This is a genomic window from Streptomyces griseus subsp. griseus (genome assembly GCF_000720255.1).
Taxonomy (GTDB): Bacteria; Actinomycetota; Actinomycetes; order Streptomycetales; family Streptomycetaceae; genus Streptomyces; species Streptomyces griseus_I.
In genome coordinates, this window is sequence record NZ_JOJE01000006.1 from 62,795 (window position 1) to 87,132 (window position 24,338).

24 protein-coding genes are annotated in these 24,338 nt (G+C 71.6%); 11 read left to right on the forward strand and 13 right to left on the reverse strand.

Going from position 1 to position 24,338, the window contains the following annotated elements:
* The first annotated feature begins 50 nt into the window (after positions 1 to 50).
* The gene (locus IG99_RS11220) at positions 51 to 962 is read left to right on the forward strand and encodes a Gfo/Idh/MocA family protein (protein WP_037672433.1); all 912 of its coding nucleotides are present in this window, start codon (positions 51 to 53) and stop codon (positions 960 to 962) included.
* Here IG99_RS11220 and lnt read toward each other — a convergent pair.
* Both lnt and IG99_RS11230 read right to left on the reverse strand, forming a co-directional pair.
* The gene (lnt, locus tag IG99_RS11225) at positions 880 to 2,445 is read right to left on the reverse strand and encodes an apolipoprotein N-acyltransferase (protein ID WP_037672435.1); all 1,566 of its coding nucleotides are present in this window, start codon (positions 2,443 to 2,445) and stop codon (positions 880 to 882) included. The genes IG99_RS11220 and lnt overlap by 83 nt on opposite strands.
* 97 nt (positions 2,446 to 2,542) lie before the next feature.
* On the reverse strand, positions 2,543 to 3,058 hold the full coding sequence (locus tag IG99_RS11230) for a nuclear transport factor 2 family protein (RefSeq protein ID WP_037672935.1): 516 nt from the start codon (positions 3,056 to 3,058) through the stop codon (positions 2,543 to 2,545).
* Positions 3,059 to 3,228: 170 nt separating this feature from the next.
* On the opposite strand from IG99_RS11230, the gene IG99_RS11235 reads away from it, so the two are divergent.
* Positions 3,229 to 3,969: a glucose 1-dehydrogenase gene (locus tag IG99_RS11235; protein WP_037672437.1), complete on the forward strand. Its 741-nt coding sequence runs from the start codon at positions 3,229 to 3,231 to the stop codon at positions 3,967 to 3,969.
* A 3-nt stretch (positions 3,970 to 3,972) separates the two neighbouring features.
* Here the strand turns inward: IG99_RS11235 and IG99_RS11240 are convergent, their stop codons facing one another.
* From IG99_RS11240 to IG99_RS11250, 3 genes are all read right to left on the reverse strand, one after another.
* Entirely contained in the window at positions 3,973 to 4,152 is a 180-nt protein-coding gene (locus IG99_RS11240; protein ID WP_037672439.1) for a hypothetical protein, read from the reverse strand.
* A gap of 131 nt (positions 4,153 to 4,283) precedes the next feature.
* Positions 4,284 to 5,159 (reverse strand): undecaprenyl-diphosphate phosphatase, encoded by an 876-nt coding sequence (locus IG99_RS11245; RefSeq protein ID WP_037672441.1) that lies wholly within the window; start codon positions 5,157 to 5,159, stop codon positions 4,284 to 4,286.
* Positions 5,160 to 5,429: 270 nt separating this feature from the next.
* On the reverse strand, positions 5,430 to 6,212 hold the full coding sequence (locus IG99_RS11250) for a TVP38/TMEM64 family protein (RefSeq protein WP_037672443.1): 783 nt from the start codon (positions 6,210 to 6,212) through the stop codon (positions 5,430 to 5,432).
* Positions 6,213 to 6,545: 333 nt separating this feature from the next.
* Here IG99_RS11250 and tuf point away from each other — a divergent pair, with 333 nt between their 5' ends.
* Together tuf and IG99_RS11260 are read left to right on the forward strand one after the other, a co-directional pair.
* The gene (gene tuf, locus IG99_RS11255) at positions 6,546 to 7,715 is read left to right on the forward strand and encodes an elongation factor Tu (RefSeq protein ID WP_037672449.1); all 1,170 of its coding nucleotides are present in this window, start codon (positions 6,546 to 6,548) and stop codon (positions 7,713 to 7,715) included.
* 97 nt (positions 7,716 to 7,812) lie between these two features.
* Entirely contained in the window at positions 7,813 to 8,658 is an 846-nt protein-coding gene (locus IG99_RS11260) for a spermidine synthase (RefSeq protein ID WP_037672938.1), read from the forward strand.
* Here IG99_RS11260 and IG99_RS11265 read toward each other — a convergent pair.
* The 3 genes from IG99_RS11265 to IG99_RS11275 all read right to left on the reverse strand — a co-directional run bounded on the left by IG99_RS11265 (position 8,620) and on the right by IG99_RS11275 (position 12,220).
* Positions 8,620 to 9,924, reverse strand: coding sequence for an MFS transporter (locus IG99_RS11265; protein ID WP_037672452.1), 1,305 nt, complete (start codon positions 9,922 to 9,924; stop codon positions 8,620 to 8,622). The two genes, IG99_RS11260 and IG99_RS11265, sit on opposite strands and share 39 nt — an antisense overlap.
* Before the next feature lie 69 nt (positions 9,925 to 9,993).
* On the reverse strand, positions 9,994 to 11,046 hold the full coding sequence (locus IG99_RS11270; protein ID WP_037672454.1) for a hypothetical protein: 1,053 nt from the start codon (positions 11,044 to 11,046) through the stop codon (positions 9,994 to 9,996).
* Between the two features lie 37 nt (positions 11,047 to 11,083).
* Positions 11,084 to 12,220, reverse strand: a complete 1,137-nt coding sequence (locus IG99_RS11275; protein WP_037672456.1) for a hypothetical protein — start codon at positions 12,218 to 12,220, stop codon at positions 11,084 to 11,086.
* Between the two features lie 87 nt (positions 12,221 to 12,307).
* Between IG99_RS11275 and IG99_RS11280 the strand changes: the two genes are divergently transcribed.
* The gene (locus IG99_RS11280) at positions 12,308 to 12,745 is read left to right on the forward strand and encodes a DUF4442 domain-containing protein (protein WP_037672457.1); all 438 of its coding nucleotides are present in this window, start codon (positions 12,308 to 12,310) and stop codon (positions 12,743 to 12,745) included.
* Positions 12,746 to 12,807: 62 nt separating this feature from the next.
* On the opposite strand, the gene galU is transcribed toward IG99_RS11280, so the two are convergent.
* Positions 12,808 to 13,758 (reverse strand): UTP--glucose-1-phosphate uridylyltransferase GalU, encoded by a 951-nt coding sequence (gene galU / locus IG99_RS11285; protein WP_037672460.1) that lies wholly within the window; start codon positions 13,756 to 13,758, stop codon positions 12,808 to 12,810.
* Positions 13,759 to 14,116: 358 nt separating this feature from the next.
* On the opposite strand from galU, the gene IG99_RS11290 reads away from it, so the two are divergent.
* Positions 14,117 to 16,024 (forward strand): RICIN domain-containing protein, encoded by a 1,908-nt coding sequence (locus IG99_RS11290; RefSeq protein ID WP_078947654.1) that lies wholly within the window; start codon positions 14,117 to 14,119, stop codon positions 16,022 to 16,024.
* Positions 16,025 to 16,155: 131 nt separating this feature from the next.
* Complete coding sequence (locus IG99_RS11295) at positions 16,156 to 16,800, forward strand: DedA family protein (protein WP_037672463.1); 645 nt, start codon at positions 16,156 to 16,158, stop codon at positions 16,798 to 16,800.
* A 94-nt stretch (positions 16,801 to 16,894) separates the two neighbouring features.
* Here IG99_RS11295 and IG99_RS11300 read toward each other — a convergent pair whose 3' ends face one another.
* Positions 16,895 to 17,425 (reverse strand): gamma carbonic anhydrase family protein, encoded by a 531-nt coding sequence (locus tag IG99_RS11300; RefSeq protein ID WP_037672466.1) that lies wholly within the window; start codon positions 17,423 to 17,425, stop codon positions 16,895 to 16,897.
* Positions 17,426 to 17,529: 104 nt separating this feature from the next.
* Between IG99_RS11300 and IG99_RS11305 the strand changes: the two genes are divergently transcribed.
* The 3 genes from IG99_RS11305 (at position 17,530) to IG99_RS11315 (ending at position 19,631) form a co-directional block, all read left to right on the forward strand.
* Positions 17,530 to 18,327, forward strand: a complete 798-nt coding sequence (locus tag IG99_RS11305; protein WP_199815492.1) for an acyltransferase — start codon at positions 17,530 to 17,532, stop codon at positions 18,325 to 18,327.
* A gap of 150 nt (positions 18,328 to 18,477) precedes the next feature.
* Entirely contained in the window at positions 18,478 to 19,050 is a 573-nt protein-coding gene (locus tag IG99_RS11310; RefSeq protein ID WP_037672474.1) for a helix-turn-helix domain-containing protein, read from the forward strand.
* 23 nt (positions 19,051 to 19,073) lie between these two features.
* Entirely contained in the window at positions 19,074 to 19,631 is a 558-nt protein-coding gene (locus IG99_RS11315) for a YbaK/EbsC family protein (protein ID WP_037672476.1), read from the forward strand.
* Positions 19,632 to 19,851: 220 nt separating this feature from the next.
* On the opposite strand, the gene IG99_RS11320 is transcribed toward IG99_RS11315, so the two are convergent.
* Entirely contained in the window at positions 19,852 to 20,964 is a 1,113-nt protein-coding gene (locus IG99_RS11320) for a cation diffusion facilitator family transporter (RefSeq protein ID WP_037672945.1), read from the reverse strand.
* Between the two features lie 62 nt (positions 20,965 to 21,026).
* Here IG99_RS11320 and IG99_RS11325 point away from each other — a divergent pair, with 62 nt between their 5' ends.
* Positions 21,027 to 21,386 (forward strand): ArsR/SmtB family transcription factor, encoded by a 360-nt coding sequence (locus tag IG99_RS11325; RefSeq protein WP_078947655.1) that lies wholly within the window; start codon positions 21,027 to 21,029, stop codon positions 21,384 to 21,386.
* Positions 21,387 to 21,423: 37 nt separating this feature from the next.
* Here IG99_RS11325 and IG99_RS11330 read toward each other — a convergent pair whose 3' ends face one another.
* Together IG99_RS11330 and IG99_RS11335 are read right to left on the reverse strand one after the other, a co-directional pair.
* Entirely contained in the window at positions 21,424 to 22,632 is a 1,209-nt protein-coding gene (locus IG99_RS11330) for a 4-hydroxybenzoate 3-monooxygenase (RefSeq protein ID WP_037672948.1), read from the reverse strand.
* A 31-nt stretch (positions 22,633 to 22,663) separates the two neighbouring features.
* The gene (locus IG99_RS11335) at positions 22,664 to 24,298 is read right to left on the reverse strand and encodes an APC family permease (protein WP_037672481.1); all 1,635 of its coding nucleotides are present in this window, start codon (positions 24,296 to 24,298) and stop codon (positions 22,664 to 22,666) included.
* Positions 24,299 to 24,338 lie beyond the last annotated feature (40 nt).

The following is a 24,338-nucleotide window of genomic DNA, read 5'->3' on the forward strand; positions in this document are numbered from 1 at the left end:
GCCGCCGTATGCTGCCGGGGAAGCAGGCGGGCAGGCAGGGAGGGAACCCCATGAAGGTCGGGTGCATCGGGCTCGGTGACATCGCTCAGAAGGCGTATCTGCCGGTGCTCGGCGTGCAGCCGGGGATCACGCTGCACCTGCAGACCCGGACCCCGGCGACCCTCGTCCGGGTCGCCGACGGTCTGCATCTGCCCGAATCGCAGCGGCACCGGGACCTCGACTCCCTGCTGGCCCAGGACCTCGACGCCGCGTTCGTGCACGCGCCGACCGCGGCCCACCCCGAGATCGTCGGCAGACTGCTGGAGGCTGGCGTACCGACGTACGTCGACAAGCCCCTCGCGTACGAACTCGCCGACTCCCAGCGGCTGGTGACGCTCGCCGAGGAGCGTGGTGTTGCCCTCGCCGTCGGTTTCAACCGGCGTCATGCCCCGGCCTACGCGCAGTGCGCCGACCACCCGCGCGAGCTGATCCTCATGCAGAAGAACCGCGTCGGGCTGCCGGAGGAACCGCGCGCGATGATCCTCGACGACTTCATCCACGTCGTCGACACCCTGCGCTTCCTGGTGCCCGGGCCGGTCGACGACGTGACCGTGCGCGCCCGCGTCGAAGGCGGGCTGCTGCACCACGTCGTGCTCCAGCTCTCCGGGCACGGGTTCACCGCGCTCGGCGTGATGAACCGGCTCAGCGGCTCGGCCGAGGAAACTCTGGAGGTGTCCGGGCAGGACACCAAGCGGCAGGTGCTCAACCTCGCCGAGGTGATCGACCACAAGGGCCAGCCGACCCTGCGGCGGCGCGGCGACTGGGTGCCGGTGGCCCGCCAGCGCGGCATCGAGCAGGCCGCGCTGGCCTTCCTGGACGCCGTGCGCGCGGGCAAGGTGCTCAGCGCCCGGGACGCACTGGAGACTCATGAGCTGTGCGAGCGGGTCGTGCGTGCGGTTCGGGAGCGCGCCGGCGCGTCCTGACCGCCCGTCCGCCCTCCAGCAGGACCATGGCGGCGAGCACCAGCAGGGCCGCGTGCGCCGGCCAGTCACCGAAGCGGACGTAAGGGGTGACACCGTCGGCCAGTGGCACATCGTAGACGGCGCTCTCGCTCACGTCCGTGCCCAGCCAGGAGCCGATGCGCTGCCCGCTCGGACCATAGGCGGCGGAGACACCCGTCAGGGTGGCGTGCACCATCGGGCGGCCGGTCTCCGCGGCACGCAGCGCGGCCAGCGAGGCGTGCTGCTCGGGGGCCCAGCTGTGCTGGAACGTCGACGTGGACGACTGCCCCACCAGGACGTCGGCGTCACCCTCGGCGAGGTGGCGGGTCATGTCGGGGAACGCCGTCTCGAAGCAGACCATGGGACCGACGCGCAGCCCGCGCCCCGCGTCCATCACCACCTGCTCACTGCCGCGCCTGCGGTCCTCGCCGGCCGCCTTGCCGACGGAGGTCGCCCAGCCCAGCAGTGAGCGGGCCGGGACGTACTCGCCGAAGGGGACCAGCCGCATCTTGTCGTAGCGGTCGCGGGTGAGGCCGCCGGGGCCGACGAGGATGGAGCTCTTGTAGATGCCGGGCCGGTCGGAGCGGCGGGCGTCGACGTTGACGAGGATGTCCGCGCCGGTCTCGCGGGACAGGGCCGCGATGCGGCGGGCCAGGTCCGGCCGGTCCTCCAGGTCGTAGCCGACGCTGCTCTCGCCCCAGACGATCAGGTCGACGTCGCGTCCGGCGAGTTCGCGGGTCAGCCGTTCCTCGCGGTCGAAGCGGGGGTCGGCGCCGTCGAGGACACCGGCCTGGACCACGGCGACGCGGGCGTGGCCGTCGACGTCGGGGCGCGGTGACCACGCCCAGGCGGCCGAGGTCGCGGCGGCCGTGGCGACCAGGCCGGCCACGGCGGGTACCCGGGACTCGCGCACCGCGATCAGCACGGCGACGGCCACGTTGACGGCCACCAGCAGGAAGCTCAGCAGCCACACCCCGCCGACCGAGGCCAGCCGCAGCGCTGGCTCCGTCTGCCACTGGCTGGAGCCCAGCATGCCCCATGGGCCGCCGAGCCCCTGCCAGGAGCGGACGAGTTCGACGGCGAGCCAGCCCGACGGCAGCACGAACAGGGCGGCGGCCGTCCGTGCGTGTGAGGGCCTGCCGCCCAGGAAGCGGCGTACGAGCACGCCCCACGGGGCCCACAGGGCGCCGAGCAGCACCGCGATGACGAGCGTGAACACGTGCAGGAACGGCATCAGCCAGTGGTGCATGGCCAGCATGAAGCCGGCCCCGCCCCACCAGCCGTCGTACGCCGCCCGGCGCCAGGTCGGGGCCGTTCGGGTGAGCAGGATCCATGGCACCAGGGCCACGGGGGCGAGCCACCACAGGGACGGGGCGGGAAAGGCGAGGACGGGCAGGGCGCCGGACAGCGCGGCGACGGTCGAGCGCCGCCACGAGGAAGTGAGCCAGTGGTCGAACGTCTTCATATACCGTCTCTTCTACCCAGCGGTGGCTTCAGTGTGCGCCCTGCAGACGATCTACGACATTCGGCCCCGTGATTCCGGCCGGGACAGCGATGTCGACTCAGTCGGCCACGGGTGCCGCGGGCCGGGCCGGCAGGCTGCGCCACTTCTCCTGGACGATCACCTCGTTCAGCCGCCATCCGTCGTCCGTGCGGCGTAGTCCGAAGGCGTAGCGGCCGCCGCAGATGAAGTCGGGGGCGGCGGGGGCGGGCGCGGCGGTGTCGGGAGTGGCGGGGGCGTCACCCGTGGCGGCGAACCGCATCGGATTGACGTAGTCCGCCCGGACCAGGGCAGTGTCCCCGGTGTCCCGTTCCAGCATCCCGAAGCGCACCCTCCGGTTCACGATCAGATGCTGGCGCATCGGGAACAGCAGCATGCTCTCCGCCAGCCACGCGGCCACCTTCCCCGCGTCCCCCTCGATGCCACCGGCCGAGCGGTAGTCCGCCCGCCCGTCCGGGGTGAAGAGCCCCCGGTACGCCTCCCAGTCCCCGTCGTCGACGGCCACCGCGTAGTCGGTGATCACCCCGTCCACGGCCAGCCGGTCCATCACGGTAGCGAGCTCCACGCGCTGCGTCATGGCCCGAGTGTTGGCCCTGCGCCGCACGAAGCCAAGTGCCGTGCGGGACATTGGACTTCCTTAGATCGCCCGCTGTCGGATCACCGCAGGCTTGGGGTGCCGACTTGACCTTGACCCCCTGTCAGAGGTCGACTGCCGGAGTCGTCGGCCCAAGAGATCAGGAGGCCCGTGTGACGCGTCCCGTCACTGTTGTCACCGGTGGCAGCCGGGGTATCGGAGCTGCGACCTGCCTGCGTCTCGCGGCGGACGGGCATGACGTGGTGGTGGGCTACGTCCGGGATCTCGCGGCTGCCGAGGAGGTCGCCGAGGGGGTGCGCGGGGTCGGCGGACGGTGTGTCACCGTGCGGGTGGACACGTCCGTGGAGGCGGACGTGGAACGACTCTTCGGCACGGCGGAAGAAGAGGTGGGGGCGGTGACCGGGCTGGTGAACAACGCCGGCGTCACCGGACCGCTCGGGCGCCTCGCGGACACCGACACGGCCGATCTGCGGCGTGTCGTCGACGTCAACCTGCTCGGCACGCTGCTGTGTGCGCGGCGCGCCGCCCAGCTCATGGCGCCCCGCGGCGAGGGTGTGATCGTCAACGTCTCCTCGGCGGCCGCCACGCTCGGCAGCCCGGGCGACTACGTCCACTACGCGGCGACCAAGGCCGCCGTCGACGCCCTCACCCTGGGTCTCGCCAAGGAGCTCGGCCCGGACGGTATCCGCGTCAACGCGGTCGCCCCCGGCATGATCGACACCGAGATGCACGCGGCGATGGGTGACCCGGACCGCGCACACCGGGCCTCCGCCGCGATTCCCCTGCGCCGTCCCGGGCAGGCCGAGGAGGTCGCGGCCGCCGTGGCCTGGCTCATGTCACCGGACGCCTCGTACACGACGGGGGCGGTGCTGAGGGTCTCCGGCGGGCGGTGAGACTCAGGCCGCCGCGATGACCGCACTGCGGATCGCCGCGGCCCACTCCACCACCAACAGCTCGTACTCCACGCGCTCCTGGGCCGAGAGGGAGCCGCCCGCGCGCCGCCAGAGGGCGCGGATCTGCTCGTTCACTTCTTCAGGAGACCGCACGGAACCAGGGGCGACGGATTCGGGGGACATGCGAACAAGCGTAGGGGCAATCACTGACCGTACGCTACCGCGTGGCTACGCGTGCCGTATGGGGTTGGTCACGGGCCGACGGAGCGACGGTGGGCGGTGTCCCGGGGGATCAGTCGATCGGGAAGGGCGCGTCAGCCCGACGACTCGGCCGCGTGCGGGCTCAGCGAACCTGTCGCCACCAGGGCGATGATCACGATGCCGAGCGCGATGCGGTACCAGACGAACGGCATGAAGCTCTTGTTGGAGATGAACTTCATGAACCAGGCGATAACGGCGTATCCGGAGACGAACGCGATCACCGTGGCGAAGATCGTCGGCCCCCATGACACATGGTCGCTCTCCATCGCGTCCTTGAGCTCGAAGACGCCCGACGCCAGGACGGCCGGGATGGCGAGCAGGAAGGAGTAACGGGCCGCGGCCTCACGCCGGTAGCCCATGAAGAGGCCGCCGCTGATGGTGGCGCCGGAGCGGGAGACGCCCGGGATGAGGGCGCAGGCCTGGCACAGGCCGAAGATCAGGCCGTCCCGCACACCGAGGTTCTCCAGCGTCTTGCGCTGCTTGGGTGCCCGGTGCTTGCCGCCCGTCTCGTCGCGCGCGGCCAGCCGGTCGGCGATGCCTATGACGATGCCCACGACGATCAGCATCGTGGCGGTGATCCGCAGATCCCGGAAGGGGCCCTCGATCTGGTCCTTCAGCGTCACGCCGAGCACACCGATCGGGATCGAGCCGACGATCACCAGCCAGCCCATCTGGGCGTCGTGGTCACCGCGCATCTCCTTGTTGAACAACGAGCGGGTCCACGCCGAGATGATGCGGCCGATGTCCTTGCGGAAGTAGATCAGCACCGCGGCCTCGGTACCGATCTGGGTGATCGCCGTGAAGGCGGCACCCGGGTCCTTCCAGCCCGAGAAGGCGGCGGTCAGCCGCAGGTGCGCGCTGGAGGAGACCGGCAGGAACTCGGTCAACCCCTGGACGAGTCCGAGGATGAGGGATTCAAACCAAGACATGAAGTTACGGAGTCCAAGTGCCGATCGTGGAAAGGGCGATGGACACACCGGGCCGCCGCGTGCGGTGATCGCGGGGTGTCGAAGGGCAGCGTAGCGGTCCGGTGTGACAAGCCGGGAACAGGGGCCACTTGGGTGACGGGGGTGTGACGCACCGTACGTGACGGGCGGCGGGTGACGCAGCTCCGCGAGGTCTACGAGGGTGCCGGCCGACGCGATGGTTCTCGAAGCGGCGCAGCCCTCGTAGACCCTCGTAGACCTCGTGACGAGCCGTTAGCGCAGGCGCAGCCGGTGGCGCTTGCGCCACGCCACCACCGCGCCCACCAGCGCCGGTAGGGCGATACAGGCCATCGCGATCAGGAAGGCGGGGGACGTCGGCGTGGCCGCACGGGCGCCGGCGACGACGTACGCGGCGGTGTTCGGGATCGACCCGAGTGCCGTCGCGAGCAGGAACGAGGGCCAGTTCATCCGGGAGACCGCCGCGCAGTAGTTCGCGGCCCAGAACGGCACACCGGGGAACAGCCGCGCCACCAGCATCGACCGGAAGCCGTGTCGGCTCAACTGCCCGTCCGCGGCCTTGAGCCAGCGCCCCCGCAGCAGCGGCCGGAGCGCGTCCTGCCCGAGGATCCGGCCCAGGCCGAAGGCCAGCCCCGCCCCGAGCACCGTGCCCGTGAGCGCGGCACCCAGTCCGAGCTGCGAGCCGAACAGCGCGCCCCCGGCCAGGTTCAGCAGCGGCCGCGGTACGAACGCCACGGTGCACAGCCCGTACGCCGCGGCGAACACCACGGCCGCCGCGGCACCGCCCAACTGCGGTGGCCAGCCGTCCGACAGCACTCTCTGCGGTTCGAAGAGCAGCACGGTGCACGCGGCGCCGACCAGCAGCGCGAGCAGCAGCGAGAAGCGGGCCCACGGCGAGAGCAGGGCTCTCTTGCAGCGCGCGGCGAGGCCGGCGGGTGCCGGTCGTGTGGCTGCGGCTACGGCTACGGGCGCGGGTGTGGCGACGGCCCGGGGAGTGACCGTAGCGGTGCCGCCAGAGCGGGTGGTGGCATCGAGCATCCGGCGACCCTAACCGACATATGTGTGTGATCGCCGTATGGTTCGTCTCACGCTCGTCACGGAACGCCCGTTTCCCGTCGCCCCGACCGCCCCGAAAAGCATTCGACGTGGCGCGTGCGGCCGACGATGATCGACGTCATGTTCCGGTACGCCTTCCTCCTCGCAGCATCCGCCGTCGCGGACGCGCCGAAGGCTGCCGTTCCCTTTTTCGCGGCCGCTGTCGACGGCGCCCGAAGCTGACCCTCCCCGGATCGTCCGGCGGACCCCGCAGGGGGAGGGTCGGCCGGTTCCTCGGGGTCCCCACTTCACACGGACACGCTTCGAGGTAGAGCCATGCCCAAGACCGCGTACGTACGCACCAAACCGCACCTCAACATCGGCACGATGGGTCATGTCGACCACGGCAAGACCACCCTGACCGCCGCCATCACCAGGGTCCTCGCCGAGCGGGGCTCCTCCGCCTTCGTACCGTTCGAGCGTATCGACCGCGCCCCCGAGGAGGCCGCCCGCGGCATCACCATCAACATCGCGCACGTCGAGTACGAGACCGACACCCGGCACTACGCGCACGTCGACATGCCGGGTCACGCCGACTACGTCAAGAACATGGTCACCGGCGCCGCGCAGCTCGACGGGGCGATCCTCGTCGTCTCCGCGCTCGACGGGATCATGCCGCAGACCGCCGAACACGTCCTGCTGGCCCGGCAGGTGGGCGTCGACCACATCGTCGTCGCCCTCAACAAGGCCGACGCGGGTGACGAAGAACTCACCGACCTCGTCGAGCTGGAGGTCCGCGACCTGCTCACCGCGCACGGCTACGGCGGTGACTCCGCGCCCGTCGTACGGGTCTCGGGGCTCAAGGCCCTGGAGGGCGACCCGCGCTGGACGGCGTCGATCGACGCGCTGCTCGACGCGGTGGACACGTATGTGCCGATGCCCGAGCGGTATCTCGACGCGCCCTTCCTGTTGCCGGTGGAGAACGTGCTGACCATCACGGGGCGCGGGACCGTGGTGACCGGTGCGGTGGAGAGGGGGACGGTCCGGGTCGGTGACAAGGTCGAGGTGCTCGGTGCGGGCGTCGAGACGGTGGTGACCGGGCTCGAGACCTTCGGAAAGCCGATGGAGGAGGCGCAGGCCGGGGACAGTGTGGCGCTGCTGTTGAGAGGGGTGGCGCGGGACGTGGTGCGGCGCGGGCATGTCGTGGTCGCGCCGGGGAGTGTGAGTCCGAGTCGTCGGTTCACGGCGCAGGTGTATGTGCTGTCCACGGGGGAGGGCGGGCGTTCCACGCCGGTCACCACCGGGTACCGGCCGCAGTTCTACATCCGGACTGCGGATGTGGTCGGTGACATCGACCTGGGGGAGGCGGCTCTCGCGCGGCCCGGGGAGACGGTTGTCATGACCGTGGAGTTGGGGCGTGAGATGCCGATCGAGGCGGGGCTCGGGTTCGCCATTCGTGAAGGCGGTCGCACTGTGGGGGCGGGGACCGTGACGGCTGTTCTGTGAGGGTGGCTGATGTGCGCGGGGGGCTGCGGGACCGTTGTGGCTGGTCGCGCAGTTCCCCGCGCCCCTTTCGGGCGCTGCATCCAGGCACAATGAAATGGTGAACGAGTCCCTTCCCGTCTTCCGTGCCGTTGATTTCGGTACCGCCAAGCTCATGCCCGATGTCGATCGGGAGCGGGCCTGGCTGCTCACCGTCGACGGGGCGCCGCAGTCGTATGTGGACCTCGACGAGCCGGCGCATCTGGAGTTCGAGTACGCGCGTCGGCTCGGGCATGTGCTGGATGTCGTGGCGGAGCCGGGGGAGCCGCTGGACGTGCTGCACCTGGGCGGGGGTGGGCTCACGCTGCCTCGGTACCTCGCCGCGACGCGGCCGGGGTCGCGGCAGGACGTCGTGGAGGCCGACAAGGGGCTGCTGGAGCTGGTCGGGGAGCATCTGCCGCTCCCCGACGGCGCCGATGTGACGCTGCACGCGGCGGACGCGCGGGCGTGGCTGGAGGCCGCGCCGGACGACTCGGCCGATGTCCTGGTGGCCGACGTCTTCGGCGGGTCGCGGGTCCCCGCGCATCTGACGTCGGTCGCCTACGCGCGGGAGGCCGAGCGGGTGCTGCGCCCCGGGGGCGTGTACCTGGCGAACCTCCCGGACTCGGCGCCCTTCGCCTTCCTGCGGTCCCAGCTCGCCACACTGGGTACCGCGTTCGCGGAGCTCGCGCTCATCGCCGAACCAGGGGTGCTGCGCGGGCGCCGCTTCGGCAACGCGGTGCTCGTCGCGGCGCACCGGCCCGTCGACACGGCCGCCCTGGCCCGGCGCACCGCCTCCGACGCCTTCCCGGCCCGGGTCGAGTACGGGCCGCAGCTGCGGGAGTTCATCGGCGGGGCGCGGCCGGTGCGCGACGAGGACGCCGTACCGTCACCCGAGCCCCCCGACGGGGCGTTCGGCATCGGCTGAGCCCGGGGCGGGCGCGTTCAGCGCCACCTGCTTGGTCCGCCGGGTCAGGTTCCGTACGCCCGGCACGCACAGGACCGCCGCCGTGACCACCACGACCAGGGCCGAGCAGCCCCACAGCGCCGACGTCCGCCCGAACGCCAGCTCCGCCGGGCCCGCCAGCGCGGTCGCCGGCGGGACCAGGGCGACGGAGCCGAACCAGTCGTAGGCGGAGACCCGGGAGAGCTTGTCCTCCGGGATCTCCTGGTGGAGGGCGGTCATCCAGGACACGCCGAACACCTCCACCGTGACGCCGGTTAAGACCATGACGGCGCACAGGACGGTGACGGGCACCGGGACGGCGAGCGCGGCGGACGGCAGGGCCAGCGGGAAGACACAGAGAGTGCCGACGAGGAGCAGGCGGCGGGGCTTCCAGCGGGTCATCAGCAACGCGCCGACGACCGTGCCCGCTCCGAAGCAGGCCAGGGCCAGGCCCCAGGGGCCCGCTCCGCCCAGGTGGTCCCGGGCGACCAGGGGGCCGTAGACCGCGTCGGCGGCGCCGACGACCGCGTTGGCGATCGAGAACTGCACGACGATGCCCCACAGCCAGGGACGGCCCGCGAACTCCCGCCAGCCCTCGCGCAGATCGGCGAGCATCCCGCCGCCCGGCTCGCGCGGCGGGATGTGACTCACGTCGAGGAACGAGCGCAGGGCACCGGCGACGGCGAAGGCCGCGGCGTCCGCCGCGAGCACCCAGCCGGGGCCGATCGCGGCGACCAGCGCGCCGCCCAGGGCAGCGCCGCCGAGGGCCGCTCCCTGCATCGCCATCCGGAACAGGGCGAACGCGCGGCCCGCCTGCTCCCCGTCGACCGAGGACATCAGCATGCCCTCGGCGGCCGGGCTGAAGAACGCCTGGCCGGTGCCGCCGAGCGCGGTCAGCAGCATCATCTGCCACAGTTGCGGTTCGCCCGCCAGGACGAGCGTCGCGAAGGCTCCCTGGGACAGGCAGTTGAGGGCGTTGGCCGCGACCATCACGCGGTGGCGCGGCAGGCGGTCCGCGACCGCCCCGCCGATGAGCAGGAACAGCACCAGCGGCAGGGTGCGGGCGGCGGCCACCAGGCCCACGTCGCCGCCGTCGCCACCCGCGTCGAGGACGGCGAACGCGGCGGCGATCAGGGAGCCGTGGCTGCCGAGGTTGGTGACGACCGCCGCGGCGGTCAGCAGGCTGTAGTTGCGCCCCGCCCAGCCGAAACTGCGCGGGGGGCGGGGGGAGTCGGCGGCTGAGGTCACCGGCCGACTATCCCCGCCCGGGCGCCGAGGTGCCAAACGATTTGCCCGGCGGGACCGCTCGCCGGCGGATCACTCCGTCGGTTCTCCGGCCAGCCGGACCGTGCTGAGGATCTTCATGATCGTCTCGTTGGACAGCTCGTCCTTCACGCCCTTGGCGCCGTACAGGTTCCACGAGACGTAGTCACCGGCGGAGTTCTTGAAGCCGAAGGTGATCGCCTTGCCGTCGCTGTCGCACTTGCCCTTCTGGGGCGTGTTGTTGGACTGGGCCCAGGCGTAACTGCCCTTGACGCCCGAGGTGGTCGTGTAGGGCGTGGCCTTCTCGGGGAAGGTGATGCTTTTCTTGTCCGGCTGGGTGTAACCGCCGTAGACCCACACGGGCGCGGTGTTGATCGCGATCTCGTCCGTGTTCTTCGCGCCGGAGGCACCCTTGCTGCCCACCATGGCCAGCGGGGTCTTGTCGATCCTGCCGTCCTTGTCGTCGTCGTCCGTGCACCACTTCGACTTGAGCTCGGCGGTGGCCGACATGATGATCGCGTCGTCCTCGACGCCCTCCAGGTCGAAGCCCTGGCTGAGTCCGACCTTCTGGACCTCCCAGTCGGCGGGCACGTCGAAGGCGATGCCCCGCCTGGGGTTCACCACGACCTTCCAGCCCGCGACGGTCGCCTTCTCGGTGTCACCGCCCCGGGGGTTGCCGTCCGTTCCCGAGCCCGTGGCCGTGTCGCTCGGTGACGCCGACGCGGAGGGGCTCGCGCTGTCGTCCGCCTTGGCGGGGGTGTCCTCGTCGCCGCCCAGGACCAGGAAGCCGGTGACACCGGCGGCCACGACGACGGCCGCGGCCGCGATGATCGCGATCAGCTTGGTCCGGTTGCCGCCACCGCCTCCGCCCTGCGGCGGGTGGGGCCCGCCCACGTGCGTCGGCGCGCCCCACTGCGGTTGCTGCTGCGGCTGCGGTTGCTGCTGCGCATAGGGGTTGGGCTGCTGGAAGCCGGGCTGCTGGTACGGATTCGGCTGCTGGTATCCCGGCTGCTGGTATCCGGGCTGCTGGTACGGGTTGTTCTGCCCTTGCGGGTTCTGCCCTTGCGGGTTCTGCTCGCCCCCGGGCGGCTGCTGTCCTGGCCACATGCGGAGAAACCATAGTGCCGTCCAGGACAGGGGCAGGTCACCGCCCCTTGCCGGAGCGGACCCGGTTGAACTCCCGTACCGTGCTGAGGATCTTCTTGACCGTGGCGTCCGTGACCTCCTCCTCGACACCCTCGGCGCCGTAGAACGACCAGGACGAGAAGCTGCCGTACTTGTTCTTGAAGGCGAACGTCGTGGCCTTGCCCGCGGTGTCGCACTTGCCCCGCACCGTGACGAGGACCGCGTGCGAGGTGGCGACGCTGCCCTTGAGGCCGGAGGCGGTGGTGAAGGACGTCACCGGGCCGGTCTTGACGTTCTTGTGGTCCGGCTGGGCGTAGGCGCCGTAGGCCCAGTTCGCCGAGTCCTGTGCGGCGATCTGCGCGGTGCTCTTCGCGCCGTTGTTGCCGCGGGTGCCCGCGCCGGCCAGCGCCGTGTACTCGACCTTGCCGTCCTTGTTCTTGTCCTGCATGCACCACTTCGACTTCAGGACGGCCGGAGCGCGCATGCCGACCAGCGGCTTGTGCTTCGGATCCTTGTCCTCCGCGATGGACGTGACGTGGTCCCTGGGCTGCGGCACCCAGTCGGCCGGCACGTCGAAGGCGACGCCGAGGCCCGGGTTCACCACGACCTTCCAGCCGGCGATCGTCGGCTTCAGGGGGTTGCGGGACGGGGACGGCGAGGGGGAGGCCTTGGAGGTGGTGGGGGAAGCCGTCGGGCCGGGTGCGGCCTTGTCGTCGTCCTTGCCCCCCAGGAACACGACCCCGGTCACGGCGGCGGCCGCGACGACCACCACGGCCGATGTGATCGCGATCACTTTGATACGGCGACTACGGCGCTCGGGGTCCTCGTAGTCGTAGTCGGGGGACTCCCACGGGGCGGGTGGCCGCTGGACGAAGGGCTGCTGCTGGTAGCCGGGATGTTGCGCGTCCGAGCCGGGCTGGGGGTAGCCGTAACCGGAGCCGGGTTGCTGTGCCTCCGGGCCGGGCTGCTGGGGATAGCCATAGCCGGGCTGCTGGGGGTAGCCGTAGCCGTGACCGGGCTGCTGGGGGTACCCATAGCCCTGGCCGGGCTGCTGGGCGTCCGGGCCGGGCTGCTGGTAACCGGGCTGCTGGTACGGATTCGGCTGCTGGGCCGGCTGATTCGGGTCGCCGGCCGGTGGTTGCTCTCCTGGCCACATGGGCGGAAATCATACGGCGGATCATCACACCGCCCTGGCCAGTCACCGCTACTCGCGGGTAACATAGCTGCCATGAGCGCAGACCAGATGTCCATCGGCGAGATGCTCGCCGCCACGGTGCCCATGGCTCGGACCCTGAACCTCGAGTTCCTGGAGACCTCCGCCGACCGGGCCGTGGTCTCCCTGCCGGACCAGGGCGACTACCACAACCACGTGGGCGGCCCGCACGCCGGTGCGATGTTCACGCTCGGTGAGTCCGCGAGCGGGGCGATCGTGCTCGCCGCGTTCGGTGACCAGCTCGCGCGGGCGGTGCCGCTGGCTGTCAGTGCCGAGATCACCTACAAGAAGCTCGCGATGGGCGCGGTCACCGCCACAGCCACCCTCGGCCGCCCCGCCGCCGAGGTCGTCGCCCAACTCGACGCCGGCGAACGTCCCGAGTTCCCGGTGGCCATCGAGATCCGTCGCGGTGACGGCGCCGTCACCGGCGAGATGAAGGTGACCTGGACGCTCCGCCCCAACGGCTGAGGAACGGGCGGCGGGGCCGGCCGGTCCGGCGGGTGCCGTGCCCGGTACGGGGCGTCCGTGCCTCACGCTGCCAACGTCTCCCCGTCTTCGTGGCCGGGGCTCTCCAGGGCGGCGACGAAGCCCTTGAGCCAGGCGATGAACTCGGGGCCGAGGTCGGGGCGTTCGCAGGCGAGGCGGACGACCGTGCGGAGGTAGTCGGCCTTGTCGCCGGTGTCGTAGCGCAGGCCCGTGAAGACCACGCCGTGGACGATGTCGTGCGTGGCGAGTTCCTGGAGGGCGTCGGTGAGCTGAATCTCGCCGCCGCGCCCCGGTGGAGTGCGGTCGAGGACACCGAAGACGGCCGGGTCGAGGACGTAGCGGCCGATGACCGCGTAGGAGCTCGGGGCGTGTTCGCGGGGCGGCTTCTCCACGAGTCCGGTGACGCGGACGACACCCGCGTCCGCGCTCGGTTCCACCGCGGCGCAGCCGTAGAGGTGGATCTGCTCCGGGGAGACCTCCATCAGTGCGACCACGCTGCCGGCATGCTGCTCGCGGACCTCCAGCATCCGGCTCAGCAGCGTCTCGCGCGGGTCGATGAGGTCGTCCCCGAGGAGGACGGCGAACGGCTGGTCGCCCACGTGCCGGCGGGCGCACAGCACCGCGTGGCCGAGGCCCAGCGGGTCGCCCTGCCGGATGTGGTGGATGTCGGCGAGCCTGGCCGGGTCGCGCACCGCGTCCAGCCGTACGGTGTCGCCCTTCGCTGCGAGCGCCTGCTCCAGCTCGAAGGCATGGTCGAAGTGGTCCTCGATGGCCCGCTTGTGCCGGCCGGTGACCATGAGGATGTCGTCCAGCCCGGCCGCCGCGGCCTCCTCGACGACGTACTGGATGGCCGGCTTGTCGACGACCGGCAGCATCTCCTTCGGTGTCGCCTTCGTGGCGGGCAGGAAGCGCGTGCCGAGCCCGGCGGCCGGGACGACGGCCTTGCGGACCGCGGGGGAGGACGGGGGCGTGGCTGCGGAGCGGGGGGTGATCATGCGGGTCATGCTGACCCACGGGGATGAGAGCGGGCCGGGAGTCGCGTGGGAGTCCGCTGTGCGTGGGGCGCAAGTTGGAGATTTCGTGTGCCATCCGCCTTTCTCCCTGCACGAGTTGGGTGCAGCGCGGGCGACAAATTTCGAATGCGGGTGCGGATACCGCCGGTAACATATCTGAATTTCCCGCGTTTTGAACTTGGGTCACTCGAACTCCTTGTTTCCTGTGAGGCGTATGTGCGAAGGTGAGCCTCCCTTCGGGGAGGGCCAGGTCAGGCCATAGGTACGCACCAATCAGGCCCCTGCTTTCCGAGGACGTGCATTCCGTGTTCCGTCCTTCGGCCGGGAAGGAAATGGTTCAGTGCAGTCCCCCAACCCCCCACGACCGCCGTACCCGCCGCGCCCCGGCTGGAGCCCCGGGGACTCCGACCGCAACCTCCTCGCCCAGCTGGGCGCGAGCGGCGCCGACAGCGGCCCGGGTGCCTGCGCGGTCGCCCTGCTGCTGGCACGGCACTGGCGGGCGACCTTCGACTACGCCGTTGTCTGCCTCGCCTCGGCCGAGGACTCCGCCCGGATGGTGGCCACCACCGCGTTCAACCGCGTCCTCGGCCGGGCGGCGGGCGGCGCCGTCAGCGGCGCGCTGCGTCCACAACTGCTCGTCGCCGTACGGGAGACGGTGCGCGAGTGGGCCGGGGACGAAGCCATTTCCACGATCCTGCCGGAACTGCGCAAAACCGTCGGCGGACGCGGACTGCGTGCCTCCGGTCGGGCGACGCCCGAAAAGCGGCAGATCGCCGAACGGGCTTTCCGGACCCTTCCCGGAGCCTCGCAATGCCTGCTGTGGCACACGGAGGTCGAGGCCGAACCCATATCCGTACCGGCCGGTTTGCTGGGCGTCGACAGCGGCACCGCGACGGCAGCCCGGGAACAGGCGCGGGAGCAATTCCGCGCGGGCTGTGTGCGCGCCCACCGGGAACTCGCGCCGACCGCGGAATGCCGGTACTACAACCGACTCCTCGACGTCGCCATGCGCCGCGGCGGGGAACTGCTGCCCGATGTGCGCAAGCATCTGACGGAGTGCCAGTACTGCCGCCGGGCCGCCGAACAGCTCGGCCACTTCGACGGCGGCCTGGAGGTGTTGCTCGCGGAGACGGTGCTCGGCTGGGGCGCCCGCCGCTATCTCGACTCGCGCCCCGGGCGCGCCACCGGGCCGGCGGGGCCCGTTCCCGCGGGGGCGGCGAGCCCCGGCGGCGGGCGTCACCGCAGCGCCCACGCCCGCGTGATCGACACACCGCGCCGGCATCCCAAGGCCGTCCTCGTAGGGGTCGCTCTGAGCACGCTCGCCCTGCTCGCGAGCGTCCTCGTCGCCAAGGGCTGGTCCGAGGACACCGGCGCCCCGCCCGGGCCCGGCATGACCTGGGGAGCGCCGGTCGGCAACTCCGGCCGTGCGAGCACCAGCGACGAGCCGTCCCCGGCAGGCTCCTCCGCCGCCTCCGTCGCGGGGCAGTCGGAGGAGGTCGCGCGCGGGCGGTTGCGCAGCCTCACCGAGGGCCTCTGTCTCGACGCGCGCGGCGGCCGGGCCGAGGCCGGCGTGACGGCGGTGCTGGTGGCGTGCTCCTCCGCCGGGTCGCAGCAGTGGTCGTACCAGGAGGACGGACTGCTGCGCAGCGCCGCCGACCCCACCCTCTGCCTCGACTCCGACGCCGTCCGCAAGACGGTGACCCTCGCCGGCTGCCTGGTCCACTCCGGGGCGGTGTCCTACGACCTCACCGTCCGCGGCGAACTCCTGCTCCGCCACACCAAGGGGCTGATCGTCGCTCCCGCACGCGCCGGATCGCCCCCCAGCATCGTCGTCACCGCGCGCGACGGGTCCCGGCAGCAGCGGTGGCGCCTGGAGCCGGGCACCGGCAGGGGTGCTGACGGAGAGCGGGACGCGAATCCGGGATCGCGGCAGCGCGACGAACCGCGCGACAGACCGCAGGTGACCCCCTCGGCGGAACCTCCGGCCGACCTGCCCGTGCCGCCCGGGGCGGCTCCCGCGCCTGTGCGCCCCGCGCCGCCGCAACCGGGCTACGAGCCGCGCATCGCCCAAGTGGCCTGCTGTGAGACACCAGATCACCACATTCCTGCGGCCGCACCCCCGGCTCTGCCGCCGATCGCGCTTCCTGCTCCGGTGGACACCGTGCGCCAACTCCCGGCCACGCTCGACGTTCCGCACCACGTGTCCACGCTTCTCGGTCCGGTCCCGGGTCGCTCGCACGAACGGTGAGCCGAGGCGAGGTGGCGCCGATGCGCTCCGGGACACCGCGGAGCCTCCCGATGACCGGGTAGGCTTCCGGGCGTGCGCCCACTCGGGCGCGCGCCCGGAATGCAGGGACGCGAAATCGGGAGGAACCGGCGGTGCACGTCCAGGAGTGGCTCGACTCGGTGCCCGCGGCCGCCGTCTACGCGGTGGTGGGGCTGGTCATCGGTCTGGAGAGCCTGGGCATCCCGCTGCCGGGCGAGATCATCCTGGTCTCGGCGGCGCTCATGTCCTCCCAGCACGCGGGGATCAACCCGGTGATCCTCGGCGCGTGCGCGAGCTTCGGCGCCATCGTCGGCGACTCCATCGGGTACGCCATCGGCCGCAAGGGCGGGCGCCCGCTGCTCGCCTGGCTCGGCAAGAAGTTCCCCAAGCACTTCAGCGAGGGGCACATCGCCACCGCCGAGCGGTCCTTCGAGAAGTGGGGCATGTGGGCCGTCTTCTTCGGCCGCTTCGTCGCCCTGCTCCGCATCTTCGCCGGCCCCCTCGCGGGCGTCCTGCGGATGCCGTACTGGAAGTTCCTCATCGCCAACGTCCTCGGCGGCATCCTCTGGGCGGGCGGCACCACCGCCGTCATCTACTACGTCGGCGTCGTCGCCGAGTCCTGGCTGAAGCGCTTCTCGTGGCTGGGCCTGGTCCTCGCGGTGGGGATCGGCCTCACGTCCATGCTGATCCTGAAGCGCAAGGCGAAGAAGGCCCAGGCGGCGCACCAGGAACCGGAACCGGTCCCCGCGGGCGACTGAACGCGCCGAAAAGGGGCGCGGGGCCCGCGTCGACATGCGGCTCCGCCGCGTGGGCGCGATCAACCGAACAGGGCCGGCAGCCCGCGTTCGGCGGTCACCCCCGATGCACATCCCGGTGCGCCTTCGCCAACTCCGCATACGACGTCCCGTTGAACGTGACCCCCTGACGCTCCTCCTCCGTCAGCTCCCGCCGCACCTTCGCCGGTACCCCCGCCACCAACGACCCCGGCGGCACCCGCATCCCCTGCGGCACCAGCGCCTGCGCGGCCACGAGCGACCCCGCCCCGATCACCGCACCGTTCAGCACCGTGGCCCCCATGCCGATCAGACAGTCGTCCTCGACGGTCGCCCCGTGCACGACCGCGTTGTGCCCGATGGAGACCCGCTCGCCGACGGTCACCGGAAAGCCCGGGTCCGCGTGGAGCGTGCAGTTGTCCTGGACGTTGCTGCTCGCGCCGACGGAGATCCGCTCGACGTCGCCGCGCAGCACCGCGCCGTACCAGACGCTGGCGCCCGCCTCCAGGGTCACGTCCCCGATCACCGAGGACGTGGGCGCGACGAACGCCTCCTCGTGGATCTTGGGGTCCTTGCCGCCGATGCCGGTGATCAGCGCCTTGTGCGTCATCTCGCCTCCTGGTCGGTGATACCCGCACCGTACGCCACCCAGTGGGGTGAAGATCACAGGGCTGCCGCCCCGTGGGCGGCCGGCGCGCTGAGTACGGTGAGCGGGTGCCCAAGAGTAAGAACACGTTCTCATCATGGCGGCGTCGCCTCACTCAGCGCGCCGTCCACGCGGGCTGGGCCTGGGTGCAGCGCACGGGCTCGGTGACCCCGGAGCGCCCTGGACGCTTCCGGTTCGGATCGCTCGGTGAGAGCACCCGGCTCGCCTTCCCGCTGGGCACGGTCTTCGGCGAACCATGGATCCACCTCGGCGCCCACTGCATCGTCGGCGAGCAGGTCACGCTCACCGCCGGTCTGATGCCCGACCTCGACCTCGGCCCCGAACCGATCCTGCGCATCGGCGACGGCGTCGTCCTGGGCCGGGGCAGCCACGTCATCGCGGACACCACGGTCACCATCGGCAGCGACTGCTACTTCGGTCCCTATGTCTACGTCACCTCCACCAACCACTCCTACGACGACCCGCACGAGCCCATCGGCAAGCAGTGGCCCCGCATGGAACCCGTGGAGATCGGCTCCGGGTGCTGGATCGGCACGGGCGCGGTGATCCTGCCCGGCGCGCGGATCGGGCGGAACGTGGTGGTGGCGGCCGGGGCGGTGGTCCGGGGCACCGTGCCCGACCACGCCGTGGTGGCCGGGGCGCCCGCCCGGGTCGTACGGCGCTGGACGCCCGTCGAGGGCTGGCAGCCGCCGCTGCGGACGCCGGCCCCGGTGCCGATCCCCGACGGGGTCACCTCCGAGCAGTTGGTGGCGCTGTCGGAGCTGGACGAGGAGACGGCCGCGAAACTGGCCGCCCTCGACGCCCGAGCCGAGGAAGGACTCCGAGGCCTCGACCTCGAGGCCTGACGAGCCCTCACGCCAGGGCGGAAACCGTGGCCACCGGACGCCTCGCAGTACAGTTCGGTGGATGATCGGATGCGCCTCACCGCAGTGCGCCGCGATGTACGTCGTCATCCAGCACATTGGACTCAACGAGTGAGGAGTGGTGGCCCCGACGTGTCGGACCTCGACCTGCTGACCCAGTCCCTGGCGCGCAACGTGAGGCGCTGGCGCACCGAACGCGGCTTCACCCTGGAGACGCTCGCCGCGCGCGCGGGGGTCAGCCGCGGCATGCTCATCCAGATCGAGCAGGCCCGCACCAACCCCAGTCTCGGCACGGTCGTCAAGATCGGCGACGCACTCGGCGTCAGCATCACCACCCTGCTCGACTACGAACGGGGCCCCAAGGTCCGGGTGGTCACCGCCGCCCAGACGGTACGGCTGTGGCACACGGAGTCGGGCAGCTACAACCGGCTCCTCGCGGGCACCGAGGCCCCCGGCCCGCTGGAGATGTGGGACTGGCGGCTCATGCCCGGCGAGAGCAGCACGTCCGACCCCCACCCGGCCGGCACCGTCGAGATCGTCCATGTCACCGTGGGGGAGCTGACGCTCACCGTCGACGGTGTGGAGTACCGCGTCGACGCCGGCGGGAGCGCCACCTTCGAGGCCAACACCCCACACACGTACGGCAACGACGGCGACGTGCCGACAGAGGTCGTCATGGCCGTCTCCGTCCCGCCCGTCGGCTGAGGCAGGGCTGTTACCGTGCGGCCATGCGCGCACCCATCGGAGACTTCGACCACGCCACGCCCGCCCCGGACTGCCTCGACGAGCTGACCGCCCCGGTCGCCGAGGCCGTGCGCCACTGGAGGGGCAGCGTTCCCGCGGAGGAGATCCTCTACGTCGACACCGACCCGGAGTGGGCCGACACCGCGGTCTTCGTCGAGCACTACGGGCGGGACGTGCTGGAGAGGTCGGCCAACTGCGTGGTCGTGGCGGGCAAGCGGGGCGGCGGGACCACACTCGCCGCGTGTCTCGTCCTGTCCACCACCCGAGTGGACGTCAACGGTGTGGTGCGCCGCCAACTCGGCGCCCGCAAGGCCTCGTTCGCCTCGATGGACACCGCGACGGGGGAGACCGGCATGGAATACGGCGGCATCACCCCGCTCGGACTGCCCGTCGACTGGCCGGTGTTGCTGGACCCGGCCGTCGTCGACCTGCCGTACGTCCTCGTCGGCAGCGGCCGCCGACGCGGCAAACTGCTGGTGCCGGGCAAGGCGTTCGGGGAGCTGCCCGGGGCGGTGGTCCTGGAGGGGCTGGGCGTGGCTTAGGGGTCCTTTCACTATGCCCACCCGGGCCGCGCGGCCTGGCACCGCGCCTCGCCGCGTTGCCGGAGAGCCCTAGTAGCTCCGCTACGAGGGCTCTCCGGCGCCTTGCGATGCACGGCACCAGACCACGCGGCCTGATCGGGTGCTCATAGTGAAAGGACCCCTTAGGGCGGACCCCTTAGGGTCATCCGTTCGGGTCGGGTCGCACAGGACAGGCCCTGGCTCAGGCCGCCGTGTGATGGGCGAGAGCCAGGTGGGGATCCGCCTCGCCAGGCACCGGCGCCGGGTCCGCGTGCACGAGGGCCGCGGTGAGCCGGGGCACCGCGTGCAGCAGGGCGTGTTCGGCGTCCACGGCGATCGCGTGCGCCTCCCGCACGGTCACCTCACCGTCCACGACGACCGCCACCTCGGCACGCAGCCGGTGCCCGATCCAGCGCAGCCGCAGCTCACCCACCTCACGCACCCCCGGGACCTCCCGCAGTGCCCGCTCGGCCCGGTCCACCAGCGCCGGGTCCACGGCGTCCAGCACCCGCCGGAAGACCTCGCGCGCCGCGTCCCTCAGCACGAGCACGATCGCCGCCGTGATCGCCAACCCCACGATCGGGTCGGCGAGTTGCCAGCCGAGGGCGGAGCCGCCCGCGCCCAGGAGCACGGCGAGTGAGGTGAATCCGTCCGTACGGGCGTGCAGTCCGTCCGCGACGAGTGCGGCCGACCCGATGGCCCGGCCGACACGGATGCGGTAGCGGGCCACCCACTCGTTGCCGGCGAAGCCGACGAGGGCGGCCACGGCGACCGCCGGGACCTGGCTGACGGGACGCGGATCGAGGAGCCGGTCGAACGCGGCCCAGCCGGCGAAGGCCGCCGACGCGGCGATCGTCAGGACGATCACCAGACCGGCCAGGTCCTCCGCGCGACCGTAACCGTAGGTGAAGCGGCGCGTCGCCGCGCGCCGGCCCAGGACGAACGCGATCCCGAGCGGTACGGCGGTCAGCGCGTCCGCCGCGTTGTGCACCGTGTCGCCGAGCAGCGCCACCGACCCGGACACGGCCACCACGACCCCCTGGACGAGCGCGGTCACTCCGAGCACCGCCAACGAGACCCAGAGCGCGCGCATCCCACGGGCCGAGGCCTCCAGGGCGGGGTCGACCTTGTCGGCGGTCTCGTGGGAGTGAGGGGTGAGGAGGTGGGCGAGGCGGTGCGTCACCCGAACGAGGACGGGCGCGGGGGCGGGGTCGTGGCGGTGAGGCGGGTGGGCGTGGCCGTGCGCGTGTTCGTGACCGTGGGAGTGCTCGTGCGTGTGCCCGTCCCCATGTGTGTGCTCGTGCCGGTCGCTCACGTGGATCCCCTTCCGGTGCGCGGAGGTGGACGCGCGGACGTCCACGACGCCATTATGTGCGTATGAGCGCACGCATGCACCTATCAGCTGCACATCATGCGCACCCGCGCAGCCCCGGCGAGGAGCAGTTCGCGCTCGCCGCGGAACTCCTCGCCCTGCTCGGTGACCGCACCCGCCTCGCTCTGCTGCACGCCCTGACCGCCGGCGAGGCCGACGTCAGCACCCTCACGGAGGCGTGCGGGGCCGCGCGGCCGGCCGTCAGCCAGCATCTGGCCCGGCTGCGGCTCGCCGGCCTGGTGAACACCCGGAAGGAGGGCCGCCGGGTGATCTACTCCCTGCGCGACGGCCATCTGCGCCGACTGGTCGACGAGTCCTTGAACGTGGCGGACCACCGGCTGGGCGACCAGCCCCTGCACGACTGACGGCGTCTACCGCCGACGGCAGGTTCCGGGCCGGGGCTCAGTAGCGGGCGGCCGTGCCGAGGTACTGCTCCGCGAAGGCGGCCGCGGCGGTGGGTGAGGTGAACAGGCGGCGCAGCCGGGCGAGGGTGGTTCCGGCCCGGAACGGGTCACCCGCCGCGCTGCCGTGGTACAGCTCGGAGAGCCACTGCGAGAACTCCTGGTAGTCCCACACGCGTCGCAACGACGCCTCCGAGTAGCCGGCGAGCCCGCTGTCGTCGCCCGAGGTGAGCCGGGCGGCCAGCGCGTCCCCCAGCAGGAACGCGTCGTGCAGGGCCAGGTTCATGCCCTTCGCGGCGATCGGTGCGACGAGGTGTGCCGCGTCCCCGGCGAGGAACAGACGCCCGGACGCCATCGGCTCGACGACGTAATCGTGCATCGCCAGCACGCGCTTCTCGATCAGCGGTCCCTCCGTGAGCGGCGCGGCGCCGGCCGCTCCCAGCCGCTCCTGCAACTCGGCCCAGACGCGGTCGTGCGGCCAGTTCTCCGGGTCGTCGCCGGGCGGGCACTGGAGGTAGTAGCGGGTCACCCCGGGGCTGCGGGCCATGTGCCCGGCGAACCCGCGCGGATGCGCCCCGAACAGCACACAGTCGGAGGAGGGTGGCGCTTCCGCGAGCAGCGCGAGCCAGCCGACGCCGTAGTCGTGCCGCGCGACACGGGTCCGCTCCGCCGGCAGCGCGGCCCGTGACACTCCGCGCGCCCCGTCGCAGCCGGCGACGAAATCGCAGTCGAGGACCTGCCGCACGCCGGTCTCGGGGCAGGTGTACGACACGGACGGCCGGTCGGTGTCCAGGTCGTGCAACTGGACGTCCCGCACGGAGAAACGGACGTCGCCGCCCCGGACGTCCGCGTACTCATGCACCAGGTCGGTGACCAGCAACGGCTGTGGATAGACGTAGTGATGACGTCCCGTCGTCTCCGTGTAGTCGAAGCGATGACGTTCGCCGCCGAAGCGGAACTCGCACGCGGTGTGCGGCTGGGCCCGCCGCAGCAGGTTCTCCGCGAGGCCCCGCCGCCCGAGCTCCCGTACGGCCCACTCCTCGATCACGCCGGCCCGCGGCCGCCGTTCGACGAACTCCCGGCTCTCGGTCTCCAGCACCACACAGTCCACGGAGGCGGCCCGCAGGATGTTGCCCAGGGTGAGCCCGGCGGGCCCGGCGCCCACGACGACGACCGAACTGTGACGAGAAGAGAGGGAGTCGGTGGTCACCCGCACATTATGGGTGTTCCCTCACGGGGTGTCAGTGCGCCGGGGTCGCCACCACCGCCACCTCGTCGATGCCCCGCTCGATGTCCTCGGCGGAGGACGCGGACGCCTTCGCCCAGTAGTAGATCACCAGCGAGAACGCGGTGATGAGCAGCATGTCCCACCACAGGCCCAGATGTCCCTGACCGCCGAAACCGCCCTGCCAGGAGATCAGTCCGAGGCCCAGCAGGTACACCGGCAGCCACTGTGCGGCCTTCCAGTCCAGCCTCGGCGCGTCGGGGAGTCCCGCGGTGACCGCGTACCAGGCGTACGCCCCCAGCAGCACGTATCCGATGACGATGGCCACGCCCAGCCGCCACAGGGTGTCCCAACCGGCCCAGTACACGATGAGGTTGGCCACCACGAACGACAGCGGGGCGACCACCTTCCCGCCGGGCAGCCGGTAGGGGCGCTCGTGGTGCGGCAGCCGGTCGGCGAACACGCCGTACGCCAGGGGCGCGCCCGCGTACATCAGCACACTCGCCGAGGTGATGAAGCCGACCAGCTCCTGCCAGCTCGGGAAGGGCAGGAAGCAGACCACGCCGGTCACGAACGAGACGATCAGACCGAACCACGGCACGCCGCGTTTGTCCGTGCGGGCGAACACCTTCGGGGCGTAGCCGTTCCTGGCGAGGCCGAAGGAGACGCGGGAGGTCGCGGTCGTGTAGATCAGGCCGGTGCCGCCGGGGGATACCACCGCGTCGACGTACAGCACCACGCTCAGCCAGCCCAGGCCCACGAGGGTCGCCAGACCCGCCCAGGGGCCGCTGATGCCCTCGTAGTGCAGTTTGGCCCAGCCGTGGGCGAACGCGCTGTGCGGGAGGGCGGCGATGAACACCACCTGGAGCAGGACGTAGACGACGGCGCCGATCGCCACCGAGCCCAGGGTCGCCCGGGGCAGGTCACGCCGAGGGTCGCGGCTCTCGCCCGCGAGCTGGATCGCCTGCTCGAAACCCAGCAGCGCGAAGATGATGCCGCTCGAACTGATCGCGCTCAGCACGCCCTTGGCGCCGAACGGGGCGAAGCCCTCCGAAGTGAAGTTGCCGGGATGGAAGTTGCCGGCCGCGATGACGAAGATGGCGACGAGCGGCACCGCGATCTTCCACCAGGTGGCCGCGCTGTTGGTGTGCGCGAGCGCCCGGACACCGAAGAAATTGACGGCCACGAAGACAGCCATCAGGAGCACGGCGACCATGAATCCGGACGTCGTGAGCGTGCCGTCGGCGTGCTGGAATCCGTGCGCCCAGCTCCAGTGCCCGGCGTATCCGATCATCGCCTCGACCTCGATCGGTGCGACGGTCGCCGCCTGCAGCCAGGAGAACCAGCCGAACGACATGCCGGCCAGCCCGCCGAACGCGTAGTGCGGATAGCGCGCCGTTCCGCCCGCGACGGGGAACATGCCGCCCAGCTCCGCGTGCACCAGGGCCAGCAGGACGATCGCGACGGCCCCGATCCCCCACGACACGACCGCGGCGGGACCGGCCACCACGACCGCCTTCTCCGCGCCGTACAGCCAGCCCGAGCCGATGATGGATCCGACCGACGCCCACATCAGTCCGATCAGTCCGACATCTCGTCTCAGGCCGCCGGAGTTCCCCGTGGCCTGTGGAATGCGATCGACGCTTACCATTCTCTCAGGGGCCTCTCATAGAATTTACACAGCGATCGTG

What these genes read in the sequence shown, in the direction of transcription:
- IG99_RS11315 (WP_037672476.1), top strand. Translation starts at nt 19,074, where the DNA reads ATGCGCGCACCCATCGGAGACTTCGACCACGCCACGCCCGCCCCGGAC.
- IG99_RS11280 (WP_037672457.1), top strand. Translation starts at nt 12,308, where the DNA reads ATGTCCATCGGCGAGATGCTCGCCGCCACGGTGCCCATGGCTCGGACC.
- IG99_RS11275 (WP_037672456.1), bottom strand. Translation starts at nt 12,220, where the DNA reads ATGTGGCCAGGAGAGCAACCACCGGCCGGCGACCCGAATCAGCCGGCC.
- IG99_RS11240 (WP_037672439.1), bottom strand. Translation starts at nt 4,152, where the DNA reads ATGTCCCCCGAATCCGTCGCCCCTGGTTCCGTGCGGTCTCCTGAAGAA.
- IG99_RS11220 (WP_037672433.1), top strand. Translation starts at nt 51, where the DNA reads ATGAAGGTCGGGTGCATCGGGCTCGGTGACATCGCTCAGAAGGCGTAT.
- IG99_RS11325 (WP_078947655.1), top strand. Translation starts at nt 21,027, where the DNA reads ATGAGCGCACGCATGCACCTATCAGCTGCACATCATGCGCACCCGCGC.
- lnt (WP_037672435.1), bottom strand. Translation starts at nt 2,445, where the DNA reads ATGAAGACGTTCGACCACTGGCTCACTTCCTCGTGGCGGCGCTCGACC.
- IG99_RS11230 (WP_037672935.1), bottom strand. Translation starts at nt 3,058, where the DNA reads ATGACGCAGCGCGTGGAGCTCGCTACCGTGATGGACCGGCTGGCCGTG.
- galU (WP_037672460.1), bottom strand. Translation starts at nt 13,758, where the DNA reads ATGATCACCCCCCGCTCCGCAGCCACGCCCCCGTCCTCCCCCGCGGTC.
- IG99_RS11250 (WP_037672443.1), bottom strand. Translation starts at nt 6,212, where the DNA reads ATGCTCGATGCCACCACCCGCTCTGGCGGCACCGCTACGGTCACTCCC.
- tuf (WP_037672449.1), top strand. Translation starts at nt 6,546, where the DNA reads ATGCCCAAGACCGCGTACGTACGCACCAAACCGCACCTCAACATCGGC.
- IG99_RS11300 (WP_037672466.1), bottom strand. Translation starts at nt 17,425, where the DNA reads ATGACGCACAAGGCGCTGATCACCGGCATCGGCGGCAAGGACCCCAAG.
- IG99_RS11335 (WP_037672481.1), bottom strand. Translation starts at nt 24,298, where the DNA reads ATGGTAAGCGTCGATCGCATTCCACAGGCCACGGGGAACTCCGGCGGC.
- IG99_RS11245 (WP_037672441.1), bottom strand. Translation starts at nt 5,159, where the DNA reads ATGTCTTGGTTTGAATCCCTCATCCTCGGACTCGTCCAGGGGTTGACC.
- IG99_RS11270 (WP_037672454.1), bottom strand. Translation starts at nt 11,046, where the DNA reads ATGTGGCCAGGACAGCAGCCGCCCGGGGGCGAGCAGAACCCGCAAGGG.